General features: G+C 70.2%; 17 protein-coding genes and 3 tRNA genes. 7 read left to right on the top strand and 13 right to left on the bottom strand.

Translation table 11 applies throughout. The features are described 5' to 3' along the window. Positions 1-201: 201 nt before the first annotated feature. The 8 genes from JIG36_RS40800 to JIG36_RS52770 all read right to left on the bottom strand — a co-directional run bounded on the left by JIG36_RS40800 (position 202) and on the right by JIG36_RS52770 (position 5,716). Complete coding sequence (locus JIG36_RS40800) at positions 202-813, bottom strand: nitroreductase family protein (protein ID WP_203381937.1); 612 nt, start codon at positions 811-813, stop codon at positions 202-204. Continuing rightward, positions 813-1,475, bottom strand: coding sequence for a class I SAM-dependent methyltransferase (locus JIG36_RS40795; protein ID WP_203381935.1), 663 nt, complete (start codon positions 1,473-1,475; stop codon positions 813-815). The genes JIG36_RS40800 and JIG36_RS40795 overlap by 1 nt, the downstream gene beginning before the upstream one ends. Further along, complete coding sequence (locus JIG36_RS40790) at positions 1,472-2,278, bottom strand: ABC transporter ATP-binding protein (protein ID WP_203381933.1); 807 nt, start codon at positions 2,276-2,278, stop codon at positions 1,472-1,474. Before JIG36_RS40790 ends, JIG36_RS40795 begins: the two co-directional genes overlap by 4 nt. Continuing rightward, on the bottom strand, positions 2,275-3,237 hold the full coding sequence (locus tag JIG36_RS40785; protein WP_203381931.1) for an ABC transporter substrate-binding protein: 963 nt from the start codon (positions 3,235-3,237) through the stop codon (positions 2,275-2,277). Before JIG36_RS40785 ends, JIG36_RS40790 begins: the two co-directional genes overlap by 4 nt. Continuing rightward, on the bottom strand, positions 3,234-4,322 hold the full coding sequence (locus JIG36_RS40780) for a FecCD family ABC transporter permease (RefSeq protein WP_203381929.1): 1,089 nt from the start codon (positions 4,320-4,322) through the stop codon (positions 3,234-3,236). The genes JIG36_RS40785 and JIG36_RS40780 overlap by 4 nt, the downstream gene beginning before the upstream one ends. Positions 4,323-4,423: 101 nt before the next feature. After that, positions 4,424-4,705: a superoxide dismutase gene (locus JIG36_RS40775; RefSeq protein ID WP_236049216.1), complete on the bottom strand. Its 282-nt coding sequence runs from the start codon at positions 4,703-4,705 to the stop codon at positions 4,424-4,426. A gap of 2 nt (positions 4,706-4,707) precedes the next feature. Beyond that, positions 4,708-5,337 carry a superoxide dismutase gene (locus tag JIG36_RS40770; RefSeq protein WP_203381927.1) on the bottom strand — a complete coding sequence of 210 codons (630 nt, stop codon included), beginning with the start codon at positions 5,335-5,337 and terminating at the stop codon, positions 4,708-4,710. 37 nt (positions 5,338-5,374) lie between these two features. Beyond that, positions 5,375-5,716, bottom strand: coding sequence for a peptide deformylase (locus tag JIG36_RS52770; protein WP_307873111.1), 342 nt, complete (start codon positions 5,714-5,716; stop codon positions 5,375-5,377). Positions 5,717-5,765: 49 nt separating this feature from the next. On the opposite strand from JIG36_RS52770, the gene alaS reads away from it, so the two are divergent. Next, positions 5,766-8,372: an alanine--tRNA ligase gene (alaS, locus tag JIG36_RS40760; protein WP_203381925.1), complete on the top strand. Its 2,607-nt coding sequence runs from the start codon at positions 5,766-5,768 to the stop codon at positions 8,370-8,372. Between the two features lie 20 nt (positions 8,373-8,392). Beyond that, positions 8,393-9,409: a tRNA (adenosine(37)-N6)-threonylcarbamoyltransferase complex transferase subunit TsaD gene (gene tsaD / locus JIG36_RS40755; protein ID WP_203381923.1), complete on the top strand. Its 1,017-nt coding sequence runs from the start codon at positions 8,393-8,395 to the stop codon at positions 9,407-9,409. A gap of 325 nt (positions 9,410-9,734) precedes the next feature. Here tsaD and JIG36_RS40750 read toward each other — a convergent pair whose 3' ends face one another. Continuing rightward, positions 9,735-10,352, bottom strand: a complete 618-nt coding sequence (locus JIG36_RS40750; protein WP_203381921.1) for a hypothetical protein — start codon at positions 10,350-10,352, stop codon at positions 9,735-9,737. Positions 10,353-10,511: 159 nt separating this feature from the next. Between JIG36_RS40750 and JIG36_RS54445 the strand changes: the two genes are divergently transcribed. Continuing rightward, complete coding sequence (locus JIG36_RS54445; protein ID WP_307873110.1) at positions 10,512-10,946, top strand: LacI family DNA-binding transcriptional regulator; 435 nt, start codon at positions 10,512-10,514, stop codon at positions 10,944-10,946. 435 nt (positions 10,947-11,381) lie between these two features. Here the strand turns inward: JIG36_RS54445 and JIG36_RS40740 are convergent. From JIG36_RS40740 to JIG36_RS40730, 3 genes are all read right to left on the bottom strand, one after another. Next, positions 11,382-11,453 (bottom strand) — tRNA-Val (locus JIG36_RS40740). Positions 11,454-11,473: 20 nt separating this feature from the next. Next, a tRNA-Cys gene (locus JIG36_RS40735) sits at positions 11,474-11,544 on the bottom strand. Between the two features lie 34 nt (positions 11,545-11,578). Beyond that, a tRNA-Gly gene (locus tag JIG36_RS40730) sits at positions 11,579-11,651 on the bottom strand. A 174-nt stretch (positions 11,652-11,825) separates the two neighbouring features. On the opposite strand from JIG36_RS40730, the gene JIG36_RS40725 reads away from it, so the two are divergent. Beyond that, a complete protein-coding gene (locus JIG36_RS40725) occupies positions 11,826-13,007 on the top strand; it encodes a GNAT family N-acetyltransferase (protein ID WP_203381920.1) in 1,182 nt (393 codons plus the stop codon). A gap of 137 nt (positions 13,008-13,144) precedes the next feature. Further along, the gene (locus JIG36_RS40720; protein ID WP_203381918.1) at positions 13,145-13,477 is read left to right on the top strand and encodes a hypothetical protein; all 333 of its coding nucleotides are present in this window, start codon (positions 13,145-13,147) and stop codon (positions 13,475-13,477) included. A 316-nt stretch (positions 13,478-13,793) separates the two neighbouring features. Here the strand turns inward: JIG36_RS40720 and JIG36_RS40715 are convergent, their stop codons facing one another. Beyond that, entirely contained in the window at positions 13,794-15,383 is a 1,590-nt protein-coding gene (locus JIG36_RS40715) for a CocE/NonD family hydrolase (protein ID WP_203381916.1), read from the bottom strand. Between the two features lie 225 nt (positions 15,384-15,608). Between JIG36_RS40715 and JIG36_RS40710 the strand changes: the two genes are divergently transcribed. Next, complete coding sequence (locus JIG36_RS40710; protein ID WP_203381914.1) at positions 15,609-16,178, top strand: TetR/AcrR family transcriptional regulator; 570 nt, start codon at positions 15,609-15,611, stop codon at positions 16,176-16,178. Between the two features lie 135 nt (positions 16,179-16,313). Further along, complete coding sequence (argG, locus tag JIG36_RS40705; RefSeq protein ID WP_203381912.1) at positions 16,314-17,726, top strand: argininosuccinate synthase; 1,413 nt, start codon at positions 16,314-16,316, stop codon at positions 17,724-17,726. Positions 17,727-18,043 lie beyond the last annotated feature (317 nt).

Here is an 18,043-nt window from a genome sequence, read left to right as displayed (position 1 = left end):
CGGCCGGCCTGCGCGCCCGGCAGGCCCAGCTTCACGTCATCTACCAGCAGTGCTTCGCGCTCCCGCCCTGGAACGAGCCTCCCGCGGGAGGCGGACCCGGCCCGGGAGTCAGCCTGTGTCGCGGACCGGCCCACTACGCCGCACCGACCGGATCGGCGGCCACCTACTCGACGGATCTGAGCCGGACGGAAGGCCGGTGGATCAACTCGCGGCGGCGCGTCGCCAGGTGACGAGCTCATTGAGCGGCTTGCGGTGCTTGGCCAGCTTGGCCGACGGCACAGCGCCGTCGCCGGCCGGATAGCCAAGGGTCAGCACCCCGGCCACCGCGACATCGTCCGGCAATCCCGCGGCGGCGGCCAGAGCGGCCAGTTCCTCGGGCGGGGCCGGGCTGTAGAAGCCGCTGGCCAGGCCCTCGTCGGCCGCGGCCAGCTGCAGGAGCGTGAACAGGGCGCCGGAGTCGAACCACCAGAACGGCACCGGCCACGGTATCTCCTCGCCGTCCTCCTCGAGCTTGTCGGCCTCGGTGTAGCGCTCGTGGTACGACTGCTCGCGGATGCCGAGCACGATCTGCACCGGAGCCAGCGAGATCCACGGCTCGAAGCCGTTCTCCAGATACCAGGGCTCGGCGACCGCGGCCAATGCGGCCCGCACGGCGGGGTCGGTGACCACGACCAGGCGGTGGCCCTGGCTGAAACCGGCGCTGGGCGCGCGGTGCACGACCTTGACGATCCGCTCGACCACTTCGTCGGGTACCGGGTCCGGGCGGTAATTGCGGACGATCCGCCGGCCGCGCAGCGCCTCGCGGAACTCCATCAGACGTGCCCGGTGATCAGATATTGCGTCTGCAGCTCGTGACCCGGCGCGACCCCGTACTTCTCGTCCAGCTCATAAATCGTGGTCAGCGGCGTGACCGTGACGTCGGCCAAGCCGGCCTGCTCGAGGACGGCGGCGGTCTGGTTGATGGACTCGGCCTGGGCCAGGGGCAGGGCTTCCCACACCGACGGATCGTAGAACGACTGCGGCCCGTCCGGGAACCACGTGCTGTCGACGACCGCGACCGTGCCGCCGGGGCGAAGCAGCCGCATCCAGTTCGCCACCGCGGCGCCGGGGTCGCGCAGCGTCCACATGACGTAGCGGCCGGTCACCGCGTCGAAGGACGACGGCGGGAAAGGCGGCTCGACGGCGTCACCGAGGCGGAAACCCACATTCCCGTACGTGGAACGGGCCTGCTCGAGCATGCCGGGTGACAGGTCGATACCCGTGACCCGGTGACCGAGCCCGGCCAGCACCCCGGCGACCTGGCCGCTGCCGGTGCCGACGTCGAGCACGTCCAGCGGCGCCGGGGGCAGTGCGCCGGCCCAGACCTGCGACCAGGCCGCGAGGTCGTCGGCCAGCCGCGCGGGCTGCCGCTGGTATTCGGCGTAGCTGGGGGCGCGGCCGGTCCAGTAGTCGTTGATGCGGTCCTGGGCGGTCATGCGGCCTCCTGGGCTTCTTCGGCTTCTTCGGCTTCTCGGGCTTCCTCGGCGAACGGGTGGAACAGCAGATGCAGGTCGCCGTCGAGGTCGAGGCGCTTGATGCCGATGCCGTAGACCGGTTCGAGGATCGCGGGGTCGAGCACCTCGTCGACCGGCCCGGCCGCCGCGACCCCGCCCGCCCCCAGCAGCACCAGGTCGTCGCAGTAGCGAGCGGCCAGGTTGAGGTCGTGCAGCACCACGATCGAGCAGGTGCCCAGGCCACGCACCAGCGCCAGCACCTCGTGCTGGAAGCGGATGTCGAGGTGGTTGGTCGGCTCGTCGAGCAGCAGGTGGGTGGCTTCCTGGGCCAGCGCACGGGCGATCAGCACCCGCTGGCGCTCACCGCCGGACAGACCGGCGAAGGCGCGCGGCCCGAGGTGGGTGGCGCCGACCCGGGCCAGGCAGCGGGCGGCGATCTCGTGGTCGGCCCGGCCGGTGCGCTGGAACGTCGACAGATGCGGGCCACGGCCCAGCAGCACCATCTCGGCCACGGTGAGCGCGGTCTCGCCCCCACTCTCCTGCACGACCACCGCCATCCGGAGCGCCGCCTCGCGGGCGCTCAGCGACGGCAGCGCGGAGTCGTCGACCGTGACGCTGCCCGTGGGGCTGCGAAGGGCGCCGTAGAGCAGCCGCAACAGCGTGGTCTTGCCGCTGCCGTTGGGCCCGATCAGCCCCAGCACACGACCCGGCCGGGCGGTCACGCTGACCCCGTCGATCACGGGGTTGGCGCCGTACCGCCAGGAGACACCGGTCGCGGTGATCAACCCGGGAACCGTTCCACGATGCGCTCGAGGCCGTCGATCGACAGCGGCGTCGGCGGCTCGGTGAAGTTGAACAGCTGCGTCATCAGGTTCTTGTTCTGCACGGCCTTCAGCTTCTCGGCGCCGGGCAGCCCGGTGACCGCCTGCTCGACCGCCTTGGGGTCGCCGTCGCCGTAGAGCAGGATCAGCACGTCGGGGTTGCGTCCGAGCAGTTCCTCCAGGGTGACTTCGAAGACGCGTTCCTTGCTGTCGGCGAACACGTTCGTGAACCCGGCCGCCTCCAGCTGGGGGTGCGCCATGGAGGCATTTCCGTACGCGTACGTGACTCCACCGCCGACGGTCGGGTACAGGACTGCCGCCGTACGGCCGCTCTTCTCGGCTTTGATCTTGGACATGCGGTCCTTGAGCGCCGTGACCGCAGTCGCCGCCTCGGACTGACGACCGAAGACCTTCCCGTACGCCTCCATCTGCGCGTAAATGGAGTCGAAGGTGGGCGCGTCGGTGTTGCCCTCGCACATGGTCGGCTCTTCGAGCAGCGGGATGTCCACGGCCGAGAGCGTGTCGCGCGACAGGTTGTCGACCTCGCCGAGCACGAGGTCGGGCTGCTGACTGATCACGACCTCCTTGCTGATCTGCAGGTGGCCGCTGGTGTCGGTCTTGTCGGTGAGCAGCGGGACCTTGTCGATCTCAGCCTGCGTCGCCGCGTCGTAGTACTCCTTCGGATATTGCCCGGCGCGGGCGGTGACCCGGTCCATCACGCCCAGGTCGTGCAGGAACGGCACGGCCGAGCTCTTGAGCATGACCAGACGCTCGGGGGCCTTGTCGAAGGTGACGTCGGCGCCGCAGTTCTTCATCGTCAACGGGTAGCCGGCGCCCGACGATCCCGCTTGGGTGTCGTCGGCGGCGGCGCCGCACCCGGCAGCCAGGACGAGGACGGTGGACAGGGCGGCGATTCTCTTCACGCGATGCCTCCGGCGTGCAGTCGGCGGATGAGGACGAGCAGGAACGGGGCGCCGAGCAGGGCGGTGATGATGCCGATCGGGATCTCCTGCGGGGCCAGCAGCACCCGGGCGATCACGTCGGCCCAGACCAGCAGGATCGCGCCGAGCAGGGCGGCCACCGGCACCACACGGACGTGCGGAGCGCCGACCAGCCGACGGGCCAGGTGCGGCACGACCAGGCCGACGAAGCCGATGCTGCCCGACGCGGAGACCAGCACACCGACGCAGAGCGAGACCACGACCAGAAGCCGTACGCGGAAACGGTCGGGGTTGATCCCCAGGGTGTGCGCGGTCTCGTCACCGACCGCGAGCGCGTCGAGCCGACGGCCCACGACGGTCAGATAGAGCGTGGTGCCGCCGATCACGACCGCGGCCACCGTGAGCAACGCGTCCCAGCGGGCCAAGCCGAGCGAGCCGAGCAGCCAGAACATGACCGAGCGAGCACCCTCGGCCGATCCCGAGGCGAAGATCAGGAAGCTGGTGGTGGCGTACAGCGCGTAGCCGACGGCGACCCCGGAGAGCAGCAGCCGGATCGAGGTGATGCGGCCGCCGCTGCGCGCGATCAGGAAGACCAGCAGCGAGGCGGCCAGCGCGCCGAGAAAAGCGCTGGTGGACAGGGCGTACTGGCCGAAGCCGGCGCCCGCCCCGAACAGGATGGCCGCGGCGGCGCCGCTGGACGCACCCGAGTTGATGCCCAGCAGATAGGGGTCGGCCAGCACGTTGCGCACCATGGCCTGCAGCGCGACGCCGCAGACGGCGAGCCCGCCGCCGACCAGCATGCCGAGCAGCACGCGCGGGAGCCGTACCTGCCAGACGATGGCCTCCTGCGGCGGCTCCCAGGTCACCTCGCCCAGGCCGAACAACTGATGGCCGAGGATGCGGGCCACGGTGAGGGGATCGATCGCGATGGCCCCGGTGCCCACCGCGACCACCGCGGTGACGATCAGCCCGGCGCTCAGCGACACGAGCCAGACGCTCGTGCGGCGGCGTTGCGCACCGACCCCCAGCACGTCGGGCTCCCGGACGTCCGAGAGGACGGTCGACACGCTGATCCCCCACTTGCCTTGATTCGGCTATTGCCAAAGTTAGGCAAGAACGTACCAAGCAGATCGGGGCGAGAAGAAGGGGCGCGAAGCTGTGTGAAGCCTCACCGATCTTGCCGCGGGCCGCCTTCCGCCGGCGGCCCGCTCACCGCCGCGGCCGCGATGTGCAGGCTGATCTCCTGCACGATCTCGTCCATGGTCTCGCCGGTCTGGGTGCGCAGAATCGTCAGCGCCAACTCGGCCAGCAGCTGGAAGCCCTGGGTGCGGGCCTGCTCGTCGGGGAAGGCGGCCAGCAGGTCGTGCGCGCCGGCGAGGTCACCGCGGTGCTTGGCCGCGATGACCCCGGCGGCACGTTGCGCGCCGGCAAAAGCGTCGGCGGCGTCCACGATCAGGGCGCGACGATGATCGGGTTGCCGGCGGCGCGGGCGGCGTCGAAACGCTTGGTGACGTCGGCCCAGTTGACCAGGTTCCACAGGCGGTCGACGTAGTCGGGGCGCACGTTCTTGTACTGCAGGTAGTACGCGTGCTCCCAGGCGTCGAAGACCAGGATCGGCGTCGAGCCCTGCCCGACGTTGCCGTGGTGGTCGTAGATCTGCTCGACGATGAGCCGCTGCGACAGCGGCTCCCACGCGAGAACGCCCCAGCCCGAGCCCTGCACACCCTTGGTCGCCGTGGACAGTTGCGCGGAGAACGCCTCGTACGAACCGAAGTGCTCGATGATCGCGGCTTCGAGGTCACCCTCGGGCCGGTCGGCGCTGCCGCCGGGACGCAGGTTGTTCCAGAAGATCGAGTGCAGGACGTGCCCGGACAGGTTGAACGCGAGCGTCTTCTCCAGGCCGACCAGGGCGTGGTAGTCGCCCTTGTCGCGGGCCTCGGCCAGCTGGTCGAGGGTGTCGTTGCTGCCCTTGACGTACGCGGCGTGGTGCTTGCTGTGGTGCAGCTCGAGAATCTGGCCGCTCATCGCGGGCTCGAGCGCGCCGTAGTCGTAGGGCATGTCAGGAAGCGTGTAGATGGCCATGCTGAACCTTCCACTTGCCGTGATCAAGCTATTGCCACTATCTTGCAACACCAATCGAGAGGCATTTGAGTAAGGCTGCCCTATCCTCGCCGCAGGCCTCAGCTCGCGTCGTTCGGGGTGCCGGCGCCGACGCCGGGATGCTCGGCGCCACCACGTGCGCGCCGGTGGCGTCGGGACAGTCGACGACGAACACGCGGGCATCGACGCCGATCTGATTCGCGGCCGGCCCGACCCCGCGGGCCGCGGCCATGCCGGCGAACATGTCGGCCACGAGCTGGGCGAGACCGTCGTCGAACATGGTCACCTCGGCGCACCGGCGATGCAGCACCTGCTCGCCGTGGCGGGTGATCGGGCGCGGGGTACCGGAACGCGTCTGCACAGTTGCCCATACTATGCATTTGCAACTCAGCGGCAATAAGGGGTGCGTCTTGCGGACGGCGGAGATCAAACGGCGCTACCTTGCGCATTTCGAGGCGCACGGCCACGCGGTCGTGCCGAGTGCGCCGCTGCCGGCCGTCGGCGATCCGAACCTGCTGTTCGTCGCGGCGGGCATGGTGCAGTTCGTGCCGTACTTCCTCGGTCAGCAGACACCGCCCTACGCCACGGCGACGTCGGTGCAGAAGTGCATCCGCACACCGGACATCGACGAGGTCGGCAAGACCTCGCGCCACGGCACGTTCTTCCAGATGAACGGCAACTTCTCGTTCGGCGACTACTTCAAGGCCGACGCCATCCCGCTCGCGTGGGAGCTGTCCACCAAGCCGATCGACCAGGGCGGCTTCGGGCTCGATCCGGAACGGATCTGGGCGACGGTCTACCTCGACGACGACGAGGCCATCGACATCTGGAAGCGCACCGGGCTGCCGGCCGACCGGATCGTGCGCCGGGGCCGCAGCGACAACTTCTGGTCGATGGGCATCCCCGGACCGGCCGGGCCGTGCTCCGAGCTCTACTACGACCGCGGTCCGGCCTACGGCGCCGAGGGCGGTCCCGAGGTCGATGAGGACCGCTACCTCGAATTCTGGAACCTGGTCTTCATGCAGTACGAGATCGCCGACGTGGTCTCCAAGGAGGACTTCCGGATCGTCGGGGATCTTCCGGCCAGGAACATCGACACCGGCATGGGCCTGGAACGCATGGCCTCGCTGCTGCAGGGCGTCGACAACCTGTACGAGATCGACGAGGTCCGGCCGATCCTGAGCCGGGCCGCCGAGCTGACCGGCAAGACCTACGGTGTGCACTCCGGGCCCGCCGCCGCGCAGAGCCACCCCGACGACGTACGTCTGCGGGTCATCGCCGACCACGTCCGCACGGCACTGATGCTCATCGGCGACGGTGTCACACCCGCCAACGAGGGTCGTGGCTATGTGCTGCGCCGGATCATGCGCCGGGCGATCCGGGCCATGCGGCTGCTCGGCTGGCACGGACGGGCGCTGCCCGAGCTGCTGCCGGTGGCCCGGGACTGCATGGCGCCGTCCTATCCCGAGCTGGCCAAGGAGTTCGACCGCATCGAGCAGACGGCCTACGGCGAAGAGGAAACCTTCCTCGGTACGTTGCGGGCCGGCACCACGATCCTCGACACGGCGATCGCCGAGACCAGAGCGGCCGGCCGCTCGGCGATCACCGGTGAGAAGGCGTTCCAGCTGCACGACACGTACGGCTTCCCGATCGACCTGACCCTGGAGATCGCCGACGAGCAGGGCCTCGACGTCGACGCCGACGGGTTCCGGGCGCTGATGGCCGAGCAGCGCGCCCGGGCCAAGGCCCGCAAGACCGGCCACGCCGACCTGTCCGCCTACCGCACCGTGCTCGACGCCCACGGGCCGACCGACTGGCTCGCGTACGAGACCCTCGAGACCGAGTCGCGGGTCCTGGCCGTGTGGGGAGCCGGGGAGATCGTCACCGTCGCGCTCGACCGCAGCCCCTTCTACGCCGAGAGCGGCGGTCAGGACTCCGACGCCGGCCTGCTCACCGGCCCGAACCTGCGCGCCGAGGTCATCGACGTGCAACGCCCGATCAAGAATCTGATCGCGCACACCGTACGGATCCTTGACGGCACCATCGCGGTCGGTGACACCGTGCACGCGCAGGTTGACCCGGAATGGCGTACCGGCGCCCGGCAGGCCCACTCGGGCACCCACGTGGTGCACGCCGCGCTGCGGCAGGTGCTCGGCCCCGGCGCGCTGCAGTCCGGCTCGTACAACCGCCCCGGCTATCTGCGCCTCGACTTCGCCTGGCGCGGCGGCCTGTCCGACGCCACCCGCAGCGAGGTCGAGGAGGTCGCCAACCTCGCGATCCGCCGCGACCTGCCGGTCGGCGTGCGCTACCTGCCCCTTGACCAGGCCCGGGCCGAAGGCGCACTGGCCCTGTTCGGCGAGACCTACGACGAAACCGTCCGCGTGGTGGAGATCGGCGGGGACTGGTCGCGGGAGCTGTGCGGCGGCACCCACGTCGACCGGTCCGCTCAGATCGGCTCGCTCGCGATCACCGGCGAGCAGTCGGTCGGCGCCGGGCAACGTCGCATCGAGGCGGTCACCGGCATCGAGGCGTTCCGCTACCTGGCCCGCGAACGCGACCTCGTCGGCCGGCTCGCCGCCCAGCTCAAGGCCCGCCCCGAGGAACTACCGGAGCGGGTCACCGCCCTGCTGGCCCGGATGAAGCAGGTCGAACGCGAAGCCGGCGACCTGCGCGACCGGATCCTCGACCTCGACGTCGCCGAGTACACGGCCGGCGCGCTCGACCTCGGCGGCATCACCTACGTCGGAGTCACCACCACCGGCGACGGCCGCAAGCTCGCCGAGAAGGTCCGCGACCGGTTCGGCAACCGCCCCGCCGTCATCGGCGTGATCGCCGGCTCCGGCGCGGTCGTCGCCACCACTCCGGCCGCGGCCGAGCGCGGCCTGTCCGCCGCCGACCTGGTCAAGCAACTGCTGTCCGGCCGGGGAGGCGGCAACGACGCGTTCGCCCAGGGCAAGGCGACCGGGAGCCCGGCCGAGCTGCTGACCCGCCTGCGTGACCTGGTCGCCGCGGCATGACCGCCGACCGGGGCTGAGCCGTGCCGCTCGTACTGGGCATCGAGACCTCGTGCGACGAGACCGGCGTCGGCCTCGTCCGCGACGGCGTGCTGCTCGGCGACGCCCTCGCCTCCAGCATGGACCAGCACGCCCGCTTCGGCGGCGTCGTCCCCGAGATCGCCGCCCGCGCCCACCTGGAAGCCCTGCCGGCGATGGTCCGGCACGCCCTCGACCGGGCCGGCGTCGCCTTCGCCGACATCGACGCCGTCGCGGTCACCGCCGGCCCCGGCCTGGCCTCCGCCGTGCAGGTCGGGCTCGCCGCCGGCAAGGCGTACGCGCTGGCCCTCGCGGTGCCCCTCTACGGGGTGCACCACCTGGCCGGTCACGCCGCCGTCGACACCCTCGAACACGGGCCGCTGCCCGGCCGGTGCATCGCGTTGATCGTGTCCGGCGGACACACCTCACTGCTGCTGCTCGGCGACCTCGCCCGCGACCCGATCGTCCACCTCGGCGACACTCTCGACGACGCCGCGGGCGAAGCCTTCGACAAGGTCGCCCGCCTCCTCGGCCTGTCCTACCCCGGCGGACCGGCCATCGACCGGGTCGCCCGCGAGGGAGACCCGCACGCCATCGCGTTTCCGCGAGCCCTGCCCGGCACCCACACGTTCTCGTTCTCCGGCCTCAAGACCGCCGTCGCGCGCTGGGTCGAACGTCACCCGGGCCCGGTGCCCGTCGCCGACGTCGCCGCCTCGTTCCAGGAAGCCGTCGCCGACACCCTCTCCCGCAAGGCCGTCGCCGCCTGCCACGAACACGACGCCTCGACGCTGTTGATGGTCGGCGGGGTGGCCGCGAACAGCCGGGTCCGCGCGCTCACCGCTCAGCGATGCGCCAAGGCCGGGATCGAGTTGCGCGTACCCACGCCCCGGTTGTGCACCGACAACGGCGCCATGATCGCCGCCGTCGGCGACCTCGTGATCCGCGCCGGGCTGCCGCCCAGCCCGCTCGACCTCGCCATGCACCCCACCGCGACCCTCACCCACGCGCTCGTGCATCCCTGACGCGATCCGGCCGTCAAAATAAGAACCACGTTTTCCCTGTTCAGGTTCCCCTTGTTGCCAATCGCAGCAGTTCGTTTCCGCGCCGCACCAGCGCAATCGTGAACGCATCGGTTGCCGCCGTCACCGTGCGTTATGCCGAAGCCTGTCCAACAAGGCCAGAAAGGCCTTGGCCGCCAAGCGAAGTGATCGCCTGGCGGCCAAAGGTTTGTAAGTCACCTATCGGTATGGGGATCGCGCGACAACGCATCCCCTCCTCGCGCTACTCGGATGCGTCTGATGCCCCGGAGGCCCGGGGGCCGGCGCGCCCGAGATCGTGCTCGTGGCGTCAGTGCCGGTCGCCGCGCGGGTTGTTGCCCTGGTTGCCGCGGCCGTCGTTGCCCCGGTCCCGGCCGTCGTTGTCCCGGCCACCGCGACCGTCATTGTCCCGGCCACCGCGACCGTCATTGCGGTCCCAGCCACCGTGGCGACGGTCCCGGTCCCGCATCCAGTCGTTGCGGTGCGAACCCGGGCGGAAGTGCCGGAACTGACCCGGACGACCCTGGCGGAACTGGCCCGCCCAGGCGGGACGGAACTGAGCCGGGAAGCCACGCACGACCTGGAACGGCCGGCCGAAGCCGAACGAGCCCCAGTTGTCGTAGTCAGCGACCTCGAGGGCCCAGGCACCGCGGCGGGGGCCGACACGAACGGCGCTGCAGTCGAAGTCGTCCCAGGCGCCGCTGCGCTCGCCGTACATGCCGGCCAGCTGGCAGGCCCGCAACGAGCGGTAGAAGCCGACGATCTGGCTCTCGCCCCGCCACATGTTCTGGCTGGCGGTGATCTTGCTGTCCGTTGCCGCCGGCCCGACCGGCCCGGCCGGGGCAGCTTGAGCCGGACCCATGCCAACGGTCAAAGCGGTGAGAACGCCGAACCCTCCCAGGGCGAGGGCGCGGGTGAGCTTGTTCATCGTGATCCTCTCGTACTGCTTGCGTGGCGCTGTACATTCGGACAAACCGCATTTAACCGACACAGGATGTCGAGCGGACGGCCACCTCTGAGTGCTGAACAGATCGTCAGCGGATAGCCGGTCGGTGGACCCCGTACGGGTCCGTGACTTTCCATCGCGATGGGAACGGCCCGGCTGCGGCTTGTCCGGGGCCGCATGAACAGCGGCAGAGGTGCTCACCTGGCCGTCCCTGCGGAACGCGCCGGGTGCACGGAACCGGCAGGTCCACGGCTGGTGGATGTCGCTCGCCGGGCCGCGGTCGCTGTGGGTACGGCCTCGGCCGTGCTCGCGGGTAAGCCGGTCGTTGCTCCGGCAACTCGGGATCGGGTGATGGCCGCCGTGGAGGACCCGGGCTACGTGCGTGGCCGTCCTGCGGGACAGCTTGCCGCTCACCGGCGGCGTAACGGCTTCGCCACCTGGCTGTTCCAGCCGGCCGTGACGGGTCGTTATCCGGCGAAGGCTCCGCGCCTGTCCCGGTGCCGGCTGATCCGTAGCCGGGCGTTCCGGTGCGCGGACGGGGCGCGACCGCGAAGGCCGATTCGTGCTGGTTGCTGATGGCTTCGGGGCTGACGCCGCACGGGCTGCGGCACACCTACAAGACCCTGGCGATCGAGCTGGGTACACCTGCGGCGTTGATGGACGCCCTGATGGGTCACGCCGACGGCTCGGTGCAGGCCATCCACTCCCACGTCACTCAGGGAGATGACCCAACGGCTTCTGGACGGACTGACCGCGCTCTGGCGGCCGGCGCTGAAGGCTCACCGGCCGATCCGATTCGCGGTCACTGGTGGCCGTGCTCGACAGGCTGTTGATGGAGCCAGCCGAATGAGTGCCTGCGCGGATCAAGGAAGATCCGAGGCCGGAGTGCTGGGAGCTGATCTCCCACCGTGACCATCGCACCGTGGGGTTTCAGGGGGCTCGGCCCCCTGAGCAGACATGACGAGAGGCCGCGGTCCGCGCTTTCCGCGGACACACGGCCCCTGCATCTCGTGGGCGATACTGGGATCGAACCAGTGACCTCTTCCGTGTCAAGGAAGCGCGCTCCCGCTGCGCCAATCGCCCTCGGGTACATCATACTGCCGAGGTGGAGACGGGATTTGAACCCGTGTAGACGGCTTTGCAGGCCGTTGCCTCGCCTCTCGGCCACTCCACCGAGCCGGCCCAGCACGACTGTGAAGGCCTCTCCGAGCGGACGACGGGATTCGAACCCGCGACCCTCACCTTGGCAAGGTGATGCGCTACCAGCTGCGCTACGTCCGCTTGTCTGCCCGGGCTCCCCCGGCGACGGAAGAAACATTAGCGGGTCCCCTGGGGCCTTGCCAAACCGGGGTCCCCCGGCGCGTCGCGGTCGGGGGCTCACCTGGGGTTCCGGAGTTATCCACAGCCTGGAAAACGGGCGGGCGGCCCGAGGGCCGTTCGGTGTTGGATGAGCCCATGACCTTCCGGCAGATCAGCGCGGTGGAGCGCACGGCGAGCATGTTTCCCCTCCAGTCGTACGCGTTTGTGTCATCGCCCTGGCCTGAGGGCGACCAGGAGGCGTACGGGGAACGCATGAAGTTCTTCGAGACGGCTCTGAACTGGGTCGCGGAGGAGAACGGGGAGACGCTGGCCTGCGCGGCGGCGTTGCGGATGCGGCAGAACGTGCGGGGCACGGTGCACGACATGGCGGGTGTGGCGTCGGTGGCCTCGCATCCGTCGGCTCGGCGGCGGGGGCTGGTTCGGGGGGTGATCGAGCGGCTGCTGGGTCAGGCTCGCGATGAGGGGCACACCGTCAGCGCGCTTTATCCGTTCCGGCCGTCGTTCTATGCCCGGTTCGGCTATGTCGGCACGCCTCGGCACCGCATCGCGACGTTTGCCCCGGAAGGTCTGTCTCACCTGAACCGGGCCGAGCTGCCGGGTGAAGTGGAGCGGCTGCCGATGCGCGACGGGTTCGCCGAGTGGCAGGGGCTGCAGCGCCGGCTGGTCGAGACGCGCCACGGGTTCGCGGTGTACGACGAGACCCGTGCGGCCGAGTTCCGTGACGACAAGCGGTGGGTGGCGATCGCGCGCGTCGACGGTGAGGTGGTCGGGGCGTTGTCGTACCAGGTGAAGGCGTACGGCGGGGAGCTTGTTGGTTCTGATCTTCTGACGACGGGGCCGTTGGGGCGGGCGCTGCTGCTGCAGTTCCTCTCGCGGCACGTTGATCAGGTCGCGCGGGTGCGGGTCCGGGTGGGCACCGATGACGTTCCTGAGTTGTGGGGCACGGATTTCGCGGTGACGACCGAGGGGCGTGTCGACTTTCCGACGCACGGCGGGGCGATGGTGCGGGTGCTCGACATGCCGGGCCTGAGCGGAACCGCGGTGGGGGACGGTGACGTGACGATCGAGATCCCGGACGACACGCTCGTCGGCGGGTCGTGGCGGCTCGTGGGCGAGGGCGGCCGGCTGACGGTGACCAAGGGGACGGCGGAACCGGCGGCGACGCTCTCGGTGGGTGGGTTCAGCGGTTTGCTGTACGGCGTTCTCGACCCGATCGAGGTGATCACGCGTGGCCTGGGACGGGTCGACGGCGCGGCCGTGGGCGTGTTGAGCAGCATGTTCCCGCGTGAGATGCCGTACATCTGCGCGGACTTCTGACCCACGCGCGCGGAGTCATGGCCGGTGGCCGCGGATTCTGACCGGCGCCCGCGCGGATTCCCGGCCGGCGGTCGCGGAGTTGTGGCCGGCGGTCGCGCGGGGTTCTGGCGAGGGGCGAAGGAGGCGATAATCACGGGATGAATGACAGATCGATCCTGTCGTACAAGTCCCAGGGTTCCGTTCTGAGCATCTATTCGAAGGGGTCGGTGCTGTCGATCGGCTCGGTCGGGTCGTCGTTGTCCATCGGGTCGATCGGGTCGAACTGCTCGATCCTGTCGATCGGCTCGTGGCTGTCGATCGGGTCGGTGCTGTCGGCGGTCTCGATCGGTTCCGTGATGGCCTGGCGGAGCCGGTGGGCGATCCTGGCCAGCCCGGACCAGCCTCCGGTCAAGGGCCGCGGGCAGGGGCGCGCGCATCGTGGCCACCCGCATCGGGTACACGGGCGTAAGCGGGAGCACGGGCACGCCTGAGAAGCGGTCGCGCCCGCATGGAAGTGGGTGGGGCACGCCGGCACTTCTGAGAAATGGTCGCGCCCGCGTGGACGCGAGCGGAAGAAGGGGGCACGCGCGGGGCGCGATGCTGGTGATCGGCCCTGAGGCGGCTCGCCGCGTGACTCGGGGGCAGCCGGCGTGCACGTCCGCGACCCACCGCGCCCAGGTTGGCGGGGCGCGATGCTGGTGAGTGGCCCTGAGGTGGCTCGGCGCGTGACTTGGGTGCGGCCGACGTGAACGTGCGCGGCCGCCCGCGCCCTGGGTGGGCGGGGCGGCCCTATGGGCGTACGGGAAATCAGCGGGTCGGCACGTCCAGGTAGGAGCCGCCGGTGATGGTGATCTGCCGGTTGGGCTCGTTGGCGTCGTAGTAGAGCGGATCCACAGTGTCCACGACCAGCGTCAGCGAGTGGCCCGCGGGCACGTCATAGGCGGCCGCCGACAAGGCCAGGTCGACCTCGGTCGTCCCCGACCACGCGACCGGAGAGTGCGTGATCAGGCGGGCCGTTCCGAGGGCGTCCAGGTCATACAGGTAGACCACCGCCGACCCCTCGGACTGGGACACCTTCAGGTGGGCGCGCGGGATGCCTCGGATCTTGAGCGTGCTGCCGGGGCGGGACGACGCCCAGACGCCGGCCCGGGAACGATCGACCGTGGGGAGCCAGACCGACGGGCGGGTGTTGGTGAAGGCCGAGATGCCGTTGGTCAGCAGCACGACCCCGCCGTTCGCGGTGGTGTCCTTGTCGGTCGGCAGCGCCTTCGTCCAGCCCGTGGTGGGGGCGCCGCCCAGCAGGCCGGTGCCGTCGAGGGTGCGGATGCGGCCCAGGCCGTAGCGTGTGGTCGACGTGCTCAGGGCCGACCAGTCGGCGTACGACTCCACCGACGCGTTCTCGGGGCGCACCAGCACCGGCTGCCCGGAACCGCTCGCGCCGGTCAGGTGCTGATCGAACCATGCCCGTACGGAAGCCCAGACGTCGTTCTGGAAACCGAAGATGCCGCCCAGCTCCGCGATCGCGTGGTCGCCGGGCCGCAGTTCGAGACGCTTCGGGCCGGTCAGCTGCCGATAAAAATCAACCAACTGGTTGGGTGGGAAGAACGAGTCGCCCCAGGCGTTGGCGATCAGCACGGCCGGGGCGTTCGTGTTGAGCTGCGACAGGTAGGTCGACGCCGAACGGACGCGCGCCCACGCCATCACCTCGCCGACGTTGCGGTTGGCCTTGAAGTCGGCGAGTTTGCCGCTCAGCTCCGGCCCGGGGTTGCCGAGCAGGCCGGCCGCCAGTTCCAGCAGCCCGGCCGACTGACGGTGGCGGGTGGAGTCGCTGTACAGCGAATACACCAGGTCGGTCCAGCCACTCATCATCGCCACGACGCGCAGACGTTTGTCGAAAGCCGCGCCGAGCAGGCTGATTCCCGCCCCGTACGAGATCCCGGCCGCGCCGAGGCGAGCGGGGTCGGCGGCCGTGTTCGCCAGCGTCCAGTCGACGACCTTGGAGAGATCGGCCATGTCCTTCGGGCCGGCCGTGTCGATCTCCCCGCCGGAGGCCCACCAGCCGCGGGGCGTGTACGAGACGACGACGTACCCGCCCTCGGCGAACTTCCTGGCCTGGGCGAGGTATTCGAGGTCGTTGAGCCCCCAGCTCGCCGGGAAGATCACCGCCGGGTAGCGGCCGGCGGCGGCCGGGGCGATCACGTTGGCCTTGAGGGTCACCCCCGAGCCGGGAATGTCGACGAACTTGTAGCCGGTGGTGGCGACGGCTTGAAAACGCGCGACCGCGGGGGTGGCCGAGCCCGGCGCGGGGGCGGCCGAGACGGGGGCGGGGCCGGCACCGGAGAGGACGAGTCCGGTGGCCAGGGCGACGCTGAGCATGATCTTCCGACGGAGCTCCATGCGCTCTCCTCAGTGCAGAGCAAGGTCGACGAGCCCGTACGGGGGACGCGGTGGCACGCCCACCCGGATGGGCGGTTCGTCGGTGGGAGGGGCTGGAGCGCTCCAGTTTCGGCAGCGTATGGGCCGGTTCCGAGAAATTGAACTTCATGACATTATCGTTACTAGCCAGTAACGTAGGTCACTTCGAGGCTGGCGGACGAGCGGCGGACGAGCGGAGGCAGCCCGATGCTGTACGGGGTTCAGGCGCCACGGCGACGCGACGCGCAACGCAACCGGGACGCCATCGTGCGCGCCGCCTGCGATCTGATGACCAGCGAACGCTCCGCGGTGGGCATGCCCGAGATCGCCCGCCGGGCGGGGGTCGGCCAGGCGACGCTCTACCGGCACTTTCCCGACCGGTACGCCCTGACGGCCGCGGTCATCGGCCTTCAGGTCGACCGTCTCGCGGCCTGTGTCGCCGCCACCAGCCAGCAGCCGGCCGCGTTCCGATCGATCCTCGACGCCGTGCTGCGTTCCCAGGTCACCATGCGTCCCCTCGTACGGCTGGCGCGCCGGCTCGAACCCGCCGTCCAGGGCCGGTTCCTGCGCCGGATCGTCGCCCTGCTGGCCGAACCGCTGCGCCGGGCCCAGGAACACGGCTACGTACGCCGCGACCTCGAGCCCGGCGACCTGGTGCTGATCTTCACGATGGTCGAGGGCGTCCTGGAGGGCACACTCGACGGCGCGGCCCAGCCCCAGGCCGCCGCCGACCGCACGATCGACCTGGCCCTGGACGGGGTGTTCCGCTCGCACTGAGCCCGCCTTCCGGTTGCGGACAAGCTCGCGGTGCTGCTTGCACGCTGCGCCGGCGCCGCAGCGCGGGAGGTCAGGTCGGACACGGAAGAGGGTGGCGGCTCGCATGAAAATGCGGAGTAGTGCATAATCCTCGGTGTGACCAAGGTTCTGTCTTCACTTCCGGTCGGCGAGCGGGTCGGCATCGCGTTCTCCGGTGGCCTCGACACGTCGGTTGCGGTCGCGTGGATGCGTGAGAAGGGTGCTGTGCCCTGCGCGTATACGGCCGAGATCGGCCAGTACGACGAGCCCGACGTGACCTCCGTGCCCGACCGCGCCATCGCGTACGGCGCCGAGATCGCCCGGCTGGTCGACTGCCGGTCGGCCCTCGTCGAGGAGGGGCTCGCCGCCCTGGCCTGCGGCGCGTTCCACATCCGCTCGGGCGGCCGCACCTATTTCAACACGACTCCGCTGGGCCGGGCCGTCACCGGCACACTGCTCGTGCGGGCCATGCTCGAAGACCAGGTGCAGATCTGGGGCGACGGCTCGACGTTCAAGGGCAACGACATCGAGCGGTTCTACCGTTACGGCCTGCTCGCCAACCCGTCGCTGCGCATCTACAAGCCGTGGCTCGACAAGACCTTCGTCACCGAGCTCGGCGGCCGCAAGGAGATGAGCGAATGGCTGCTCGCCCACGACCTGCCCTACCGTGACTCCACCGAGAAGGCGTATTCGACCGACGCCAACATCTGGGGCGCCACCCACGAGGCCAAGTCGCTCGAACACCTCGACAACGGCATCGAGATCGTCGACCCGATCATGGGCGTGCGGTTCTGGGACACCGACGTGGCGATCGCGACCGAAGACGCGACCATCGGCTTCGCCGAGGGCCGCCCGGTGACGATCAACGGCAAGGAGTTCGGCTCGGCGGTCGACCTGGTGCTCGAGGCCAACGCGATCGGCGGCCGCCACGGTCTGGGCATGTCCGACCAGATCGAGAACCGGATCATCGAGGCCAAGAGCCGCGGCATCTACGAGGCGCCCGGCATGGCCCTGCTCCACATCGCGTACGAGCGGCTGGTCAACGCGATCCACAACGAAGACACGGTCACCAGCTATCACAACGACGGCCGCAAGCTGGGCCGGCTCATGTACGAGGGCCGCTGGCTCGACCCGCAGGCGCTCATGCTGCGCGAGTCCCTGCAGCGCTGGGTCGGCAACGCGATCACCGGTGAGGTCACGCTCCGCCTGCGGCGCGGCGACGACTATTCGGTGCTCAACACGACGGGTCCGGCGTTCAGCTACCACCCCGACAAGCTGTCGATGGAACGGACCGAGACCCCGGCGTTCGCCCCGGCCGACCGGATCGGCCAGCTGACGATGCGCAACCTCGACATCGCCGACAGCCGGGCCAAGCTCGAGCAGTACGCCCGCCTCGGCATGGTCGGCAGCCCCCAGGGGCTGGTCGGCGCCCTGCCCGCCGGCGGCGCCGAAGAGATCGCCTCGCGCGGCGCCGTCCCGGTCGAGGACGACCTGCTCGACCAGGCCGCCATGGAGTCCGGCACCGACTGAACCCCAGCACCAGCCGGCGGCCCGATCAGGCCGCCGGCTGCCGGCCCCGGCGTGGCCGGCCGGAAGGCTCAGTGCCGGGCGGCCGGACAGCCGCCCGGCGCGGCGATCACGCGCCGGGACCCGAGCCGCGATCGGATCGGACAACCAGGGCCAGGGTTGTCGCCGCCACCCCCAGATGCAGCACCTCGACAATCATCGAGGCCCATTCCAGCCAGTGCGCCATCGTCACTCCTCTGTGCTGCCGTTCGCCGGCCGAAGCCGCTGTCGCGACCGACACTGCGGAGTGAACGGGCAGCTGATGGCCACACGAATGCCAC

The organism is Paractinoplanes ovalisporus (genome assembly GCF_016834655.1).
Taxonomy (GTDB): domain Bacteria; phylum Actinomycetota; class Actinomycetes; order Mycobacteriales; family Micromonosporaceae; genus Actinoplanes; species Actinoplanes ovalisporus.
This window is presented reverse-complemented; position numbering and strand designations above follow the sequence as displayed.

What these genes read in the sequence shown, in the direction of transcription:
- JIG36_RS40770 (WP_203381927.1), bottom strand. Translation starts at nt 5,337, where the DNA reads ATGGCCATCTACACGCTTCCTGACATGCCCTACGACTACGGCGCGCTC.
- JIG36_RS54445 (WP_307873110.1), top strand. Translation starts at nt 10,512, where the DNA reads ATGGGAACGGCCCGGCTGCGGCTTGTCCGGGGCCGCATGAACAGCGGC.
- JIG36_RS40720 (WP_203381918.1), top strand. Translation starts at nt 13,145, where the DNA reads ATGAATGACAGATCGATCCTGTCGTACAAGTCCCAGGGTTCCGTTCTG.
- JIG36_RS40725 (WP_203381920.1), top strand. Translation starts at nt 11,826, where the DNA reads ATGACCTTCCGGCAGATCAGCGCGGTGGAGCGCACGGCGAGCATGTTT.
- JIG36_RS40795 (WP_203381935.1), bottom strand. Translation starts at nt 1,475, where the DNA reads ATGACCGCCCAGGACCGCATCAACGACTACTGGACCGGCCGCGCCCCC.
- JIG36_RS40710 (WP_203381914.1), top strand. Translation starts at nt 15,609, where the DNA reads ATGCTGTACGGGGTTCAGGCGCCACGGCGACGCGACGCGCAACGCAAC.
- JIG36_RS40715 (WP_203381916.1), bottom strand. Translation starts at nt 15,383, where the DNA reads ATGGAGCTCCGTCGGAAGATCATGCTCAGCGTCGCCCTGGCCACCGGA.
- JIG36_RS40750 (WP_203381921.1), bottom strand. Translation starts at nt 10,352, where the DNA reads ATGAACAAGCTCACCCGCGCCCTCGCCCTGGGAGGGTTCGGCGTTCTC.
- JIG36_RS40800 (WP_203381937.1), bottom strand. Translation starts at nt 813, where the DNA reads ATGGAGTTCCGCGAGGCGCTGCGCGGCCGGCGGATCGTCCGCAATTAC.